This window comes from Klebsiella sp. MS 92-3 (genome assembly GCF_000195655.1).
Taxonomy (GTDB): Bacteria; Pseudomonadota; Gammaproteobacteria; order Enterobacterales; family Enterobacteriaceae; genus Klebsiella; species Klebsiella pneumoniae.
The window spans coordinates 86186-92036 of record NZ_GL882806.1 but is presented as its reverse complement, the minus strand read 5'-3'; the positions used below and the strand labels follow the sequence as shown (position 1 = coordinate 92036).

General features: G+C 60.7%; 6 protein-coding genes. All 6 read right to left on the bottom strand.

Going from position 1 to position 5851, the window contains the following annotated elements; translation table 11 throughout:
* Nucleotides 1-62: 62 nt before the first annotated feature.
* Nucleotides 63-1454: a hexose-6-phosphate:phosphate antiporter gene (gene uhpT, locus HMPREF9538_RS14190; protein WP_002923280.1), complete on the bottom strand. Its 1392-nt coding sequence runs from the start codon at nucleotides 1452-1454 to the stop codon at nucleotides 63-65.
* A 145-nt stretch (nucleotides 1455-1599) separates the two neighbouring features.
* Nucleotides 1600-2928 carry an MFS transporter gene (locus HMPREF9538_RS14195; RefSeq protein WP_004145056.1) on the bottom strand — a complete coding sequence of 443 codons (1329 nt, stop codon included), beginning with the start codon at nucleotides 2926-2928 and terminating at the stop codon, nucleotides 1600-1602.
* Between the two features lie 11 nt (nucleotides 2929-2939).
* On the bottom strand, nucleotides 2940-4421 hold the full coding sequence (gene uhpB, locus HMPREF9538_RS14200; protein ID WP_004151519.1) for a signal transduction histidine-protein kinase/phosphatase UhpB: 1482 nt from the start codon (nucleotides 4419-4421) through the stop codon (nucleotides 2940-2942).
* A 17-nt stretch (nucleotides 4422-4438) separates the two neighbouring features.
* Entirely contained in the window at nucleotides 4439-5032 is a 594-nt protein-coding gene (gene uhpA, locus HMPREF9538_RS14205) for a transcriptional regulator UhpA (RefSeq protein WP_002923282.1), read from the bottom strand.
* Between the two features lie 150 nt (nucleotides 5033-5182).
* Nucleotides 5183-5470 (bottom strand): acetolactate synthase small subunit, encoded by a 288-nt coding sequence (gene ilvN / locus HMPREF9538_RS14210; RefSeq protein ID WP_002923283.1) that lies wholly within the window; start codon nucleotides 5468-5470, stop codon nucleotides 5183-5185.
* 3 nt (nucleotides 5471-5473) lie between these two features.
* Nucleotides 5474-5851: thiamine pyrophosphate-dependent enzyme (locus HMPREF9538_RS14215; RefSeq protein WP_009485054.1), on the bottom strand; the 378-nt coding region annotated here is incomplete at its 5' end.

The window sequence follows — 5851 nt, the reverse complement described above, 5'->3', positions numbered from 1 at the left end:
CTGCTGTGGCTGGCCTGCGGCCCGGCGCGAAGGCCGGGCAAGGTTACCAAATACCTGGTGAATCAGGCGGTCTGCAAAATACGGTTCTTTTTCTCGCGGCGAATTTTACGCTCTTCAAAGATAGCCACGATGGCCATCAGGCAGATACAGCCGACGGCGGCGGCGTCCAGCGCCGCAAAGGTGCCGGCCCAGCCGGTCAGGCCGAAGACCGGGGTGCCGTCGGCGATCATCCCGAGACCCAGTTTGGCGAAGCTATCGCCGATCAGATAGGCGAAGGTGCCCTTGATTCCATCGGCGGCGCCGATCGCTTTTTTCGGTACGAAACCGACGGCGGCGACGCCGATCAACAGCTGCGGACCAAACACCAGGAAGCCCAGCGCAAACAACGAGGCCAGATAGACGTACTGGTTGCTGGCGTGTTGGTAAACCCCGAGGGTGGCGATAATCAGCGCCAGCGCGATGCAGGCCACCAGCGCGCGGCGGCCGTTGGCCAGATCCGACAGCCAGCCCCACAGCAGCGTGCCGACCAGCGCGCCGACCTCAAACAGGGTAAAGCCCTGAATCGCCACCTCTTTCGACAGCTTCAGCTCCTGGAAGGCGTACACGGTGGACCACTGATCGATACCGATACGCACCACGTAGAGGAAGATGTTGGAGAAGCACAGCAGCCAGATCACTTTGTTTTTCAGCACGTACTCGACAAAGATCTGCCACTTGGTCATCGCATTTTCTTCGGTCTCTTTGTCCTCTTCGCTGATCGCTTCGCCAAACAGCTCTTCCGCCGTGCCGAGGCCGTAGGATTCCGGAGAGTCGCTACCGTAGCGCAGACCGATAAAGCCAACGATCAGCGCAATAATCGACGGGAAGATAAACATGCCGATCACATGGCCGTCGAACAGATAGTTGGCGCCAAACAGCGCCACGCCCGCCGCGCCCGCGCCGCCGAGGTTGTGGGAGATATTCCAGAAGCCGAGGAAAGTGCCGCGTTTGCGTCTGGGCGTCCACTTGGTGATGGTGGAATAGCTGCACGAGCCGCCGGTGCTCTGGAAGAAACCGCTCAGCGCATAGAAGGCGATCATCAGGAACAGGCTGGTAGAACCCGCCCCCATGCTGGCGCTAAAGCCCAGCATACAGATGGCGGAGAGGATCAGCATAAACGGCAGGAACTGCTTGGTGTTTTTACCGTCGGCATAATAAGAGACCAGCGTCTTGCCCACGCCGTAGGTGATGGAGAAGCCCAGGCCAATCATCCCCAGCTGCGTCATGCTCAGCCCGTAGGTGGAGATCATGTCGTTCTGCGCGATGTTAAAGTTCTTGCGGATCAGGTACATGGTCAGGTAGCCGATGAAAACCACCAGATAGGACTGCATGAAAGGTTTGAACCACATTTTGCGCCGCACATCGAGCGGCAGATCCAGGGTCGGCTTGCGCACCTGATTCAGAAAGGCCAGCATGGGTATCTCCTGAGCTGATTTTTTATGCCTGCGTAATAACCAGGCATTGTAAAAACCAGCGCGCCGTCTGGCCTGAGACGGCGTCCAGGTAAAACCGGGAAAATTTCTTAGTTTTGCCCCGTTCGCGGCGAAAGGGTGAGCTACATCACGCTTCGCTGGCGGTACGCGGCGCCTGCGCGTTTAAAAACGGCAGCAGCAGCAGCGCGGAAATGCCGGCGGCAATCGCAATCACCACGAAGAATCCGGTCCAGTGCCAGATATCCATCACCTGCGCCAGCGGCCAGCCGGAAAGCGAGGCGCCAAGATAAGCGAACAGGCCGACAAACCCGGTTGCCGCCCCGGCGGCTTCTTTATGCGAACATTCCGCCGCCGCCATGCCGATCAGCATCTGCGGGCCGAAAACGAAGAAACCGGTAGTGAAGAAGCAGGCCGCCTGCATGACATAGCTGGCGAACGGCATCAGCCACAGGCCGCCAACCGACAGCAAAATTCCGGCGGCGAAAATCAGGTTCATCGGCCCACGGTTGCCGTTAAACAGCTTATCCGAGCCCCACCCCGCCACCAGCGCGCCGATAAAACCGCCCAGCTCAAACATGGTCACCGCCGAGTTAGCGGTCACCAGATCGACGCCTAGCGTCTCCGACATATACAGATTGCCCCAGTCGTTAATCGCCGCCCGCACCACGTACACCAGCACATAGCACAGCGACAGTAGCCAGATGTAGGGATTGGCCAGCACGTAGCGGGTCAGGATCGCTTTACGAGACATCCCAGCGCCTTCCTGCTGCTGGGCGATTTCCAGCGCATCGTGACGCCAGTCGCCCACGGCGGGTAACCCCACCGCCTGCGGGCGATCGCGCAGCCGCCAGCACAGATACAGTCCGGCGAGGATCGCCAGACAGCCGGCGATGGTCATCCCGGCACGCCAGCCGTAGTGCAGCGCCGCCGCTCCCACCACCATCGGGATCAGCGCGCCGCCGACGTTATGCGCCGTATTCCATAGCGCCCACCAGCCGCCGCGCTCGGTCCGCGAATACCAGGCCGTCAGCAGTCGGGCGCAGACCGGCGAGCCCCAGCCCTGGAAGAAGGCATTCAGTGCCCACAGCAGCGCGAAAGCCCATAGTGAGGAAGAAAAACCGAACAGAATATTCACCACCCCGGTGGCGATAAGCCCCAGCCCCATAAAATAGCGGGCGTCGGAGCGGTCGCTGACGATACCGGAGAAAAATTTCGACAGCCCGTAGGTGATATAGAACAGCGTGGCCAGCAGGCCAATATCGCTGCGGGTCAGGACGTTGCTGGCGAGAATTTCCGGGACCGCGGCGTTAAAGCTTTTGCGGGTGAAATAGAACAGCGCGTAGCCCAGCCAGATGGTCAACAGGATATGGCGACGCCAGTAGCGATAACGCGCATCAAGCTCGCGTTTATCGCTAATCGGCGCAGCGTCCGGCGGGGCTTTTAAAAAGGCGAACATCGGCGATCCTCTCAGGCGTAACGCAGCGGTAGATTGACGCACACCCGGGTACCATGGGTGCAGGAGATCGTCAGTGTGCCGCCCAGGGCGGTCACGCGCTCGCGCATGCCGGTCAGGCCGAACCCCTGCAGATTCGACCCCGGCGGCAGGCCGCAACCGTCATCTTCCAGCACCAGCATTAGTCGCTCATCCTGCTGCCAGCCCTGCAGAGTGACAGCGCTGGCGCTGGCGTGCTTGACGATATTATTCAGCCCCTCCTGGCAAACGCGAAACAGCGTCACGCGCTGGTTCTCGCTCAGTCCCGCCTCGTTAATCCGCCAGTCGAGATGGCTGACAATGCCGCGGTCCTCCAGCTCCATCTCGCGCATCAACGAACGTACCGCCTGCTCCAGCGGCAGGTCGTCGAGCTGACGCGGACGCAGACGGCCTAGCAGTCTACGCACCGAGTCGTAAACTCCCAGCGACAGCTGTTCTATCAGCTGACCGCTCTGGCGCACGCTGGCATTGTCCGGCGCCAGCCGCTGTACTATCCCGGCCTGGGTGCGGATCGCGGTGATGGTCTGGCCGATATCATCATGGAGCTCGCGGGCGACGTCTCGCCGCACGCTCTCTTCGGTCTCCAGCAGGCGTTCCGCCAGCCGACGATTACGCGCCAGCTCGCTTTGTAATGACTGGTTCAGCTCGCGTAACCGCTGGATCCCCGCCCCCAACAGCAGCCCGGTGAGGCTCTGTGCCAGCAGGGAAAGCAATAAATCGACCGGGTGATCGTGCCAGGTCTGGCTGGCAATCAAGGCGATAGCGTTCATCAGGGTGGCGATCAGCGCTCCCTGCCAGCCGTAGTGCCAGGCGAGGGCGATAATCGGCAGCGCCAGACAAAACGGGGTAAAGCGGGAGAGCTCGGCGGGCAGGCCAAGCTGCAGCCACAGGCTAATGGTGAATAACAGCAGATACCAGATCAGATGCCGCCCGCGCCAGTTAACCGGCTGCGCCACCAGCGCCGGCCCCAGCGGCCGCCAGACGGTGCTGGTAAGATAGTGCCAGAAAACCAGGCAGGTCGGCGCCAGCGTCAGGCCGCCGGTCAGCGTCAACAGCAGGGCGTTAAGCCCCTCGTCCCCCTCCGCCAGCCACGGCAGCGATTGCAGCAGCGCGGCGGCCATTAACGCCCCGCCCTGACGCAGCAGCGTCAGCCAGTCGCGCTGCTGCCGGTAGCGCGAGATCAACGCCACCGGCAGCAGAGTCAGCAGGCTTCCGGTCATCAAAATTATCGGGTGCGCCAGCGCCACCTCCTGCGCCAGCCATAAGATAAGCAGCCACTCGGTTCCCAGCAGCACTGGCCAGTAGCCGCGGGGGCATTGCAGCATTAACCCCAGCCGCAGGCCAAAGGGAAACAGCAGCACCGCTAAATCCGCGCGTTCCACCAAATGCAGACTGATGCTCCACAGGCAGAACCAGGCGGCCGCGAAGATAAAGGCGCAGCCGATGACCGACAGCAATCGTGAGACGACGGCCTTCATTGCCAGCTATCGAACATGCGGCGCGCCAGCTCAACGTCGTTGCTGACGCCCAGCTTTTCCAGCAGGTTGGCGCGGTGTACGTGGACGGTTTTCGGCGACAGACCGAGCTCGGCGGCAATCTCTTTCACCGCCATGCCCTGCGCCAGCTTTTCCGCCACCTGACGCTCGCGTTTGGTGAGCGGATCCTGGCGCCCGGCGGCCAGCTTCATGGCGATATCCGGCGTGAGATAGCAACCGCCCGCCGCCACCGTGCGTACCGCGGCGATAAGTTCATCGGGGCTGCAGCGTTTCGACAGGAAGCCGCGCGCGCCGGCGTTCAACGCCTGCTCGATCAGCGCCGGGCTATCGTGTACCGACAGCATGATGGTCGCCATCCCCTTCGGCAGCTGGCTGAGCAGCTCCAGCCCGGAAATATCCGGCATTGAGATATCGCAGATACAGACCTGCACGCCGCGCCCCGGTAGCCCCGTCAGCGCCTCGCGGCCGCTACCAAATTCGGCGACAACCTGAAAATCAGCTTCCAGCCCCAGCAGCTGAGCAAAGCCGGAGCGGACAATCAAATGATCGTCAATAAGGGCGATGGTGGTCATGGTGTGTCCTGGTGCCTGAAAACGCCGGATGGCGGCGTAAACGCCTTATCCGGCCTACGGATTCACTGCTTGTAGGCCGGATAAGCGCAGCGTCATCCGGTAAAGGCGCTTACCTTAGCGATAAGCGCGTGGCTGTTCAAGCCTTGAGCGCTATTCGAAGAACACCGCAATTTTGTTAAACATGGTGGGATCGGACTGGTTACGCGCCACTTTGGTGACATCTTCCAGCTTTTCAATCTGGCTAATCATCTGCCCCAGTCGCTGGTCATCATTTACCAGCAGCCAGATGCGGCTGTGTTCGCTGCCCTGAATTGGCAGACAGAGAATGCCTTCGACGTTAAACGCGCGACGGGCAAAAAGCCCGCACACGTGGGTCATGACGCCGGGATGGTTGCGGACGGTGAGTTCCAGAATGACGTTATCACATTGTTTTTGCATGGCTTATTCCCCCACCATTTCAGTATTGGCCGCACCCGGCGGTACCATCGGATACACTTTCTGCTGTGCGTCGATGCGCACGTGGATCAGCGCCGGCCCCGGACGGTCGATGATCGCCTGCAGCGCCGCCTGCGGATCGACTTCATTATTTAAATCACAGGTTTGCAGGCCAAAACCGGCGGCAATCTGCATAAAGTTAATCATCCCCGGATAGGTGGCGGCAAAAACGCCCTGCTGATAGAACAGGCTCTGCTGCTGATGCACCAGCCCCAGCGCTTCGTTGTTCAGCAGGATAATTTTTACATCCAGCTGATTTTCGGCGGCGGTGGCCATCTCCTGAATATTCATCATCAGGCTGCCGTCGCCGGAGAAGCAGATAAC

Excerpts from the sequence above, each read along its gene's own strand:
- uhpT (WP_002923280.1), bottom strand. The coding sequence starts at position 1,454 with ATGCTGGCCTTTCTGAATCAGGTGCGCAAGCCGACCCTGGATCTGCCG.
- uhpA (WP_002923282.1), bottom strand. The coding sequence starts at position 5,032 with ATGACCACCATCGCCCTTATTGACGATCATTTGATTGTCCGCTCCGGC.
- ilvN (WP_002923283.1), bottom strand. The coding sequence starts at position 5,470 with ATGCAAAAACAATGTGATAACGTCATTCTGGAACTCACCGTCCGCAAC.
- HMPREF9538_RS14195 (WP_004145056.1), bottom strand. The coding sequence starts at position 2,928 with ATGTTCGCCTTTTTAAAAGCCCCGCCGGACGCTGCGCCGATTAGCGAT.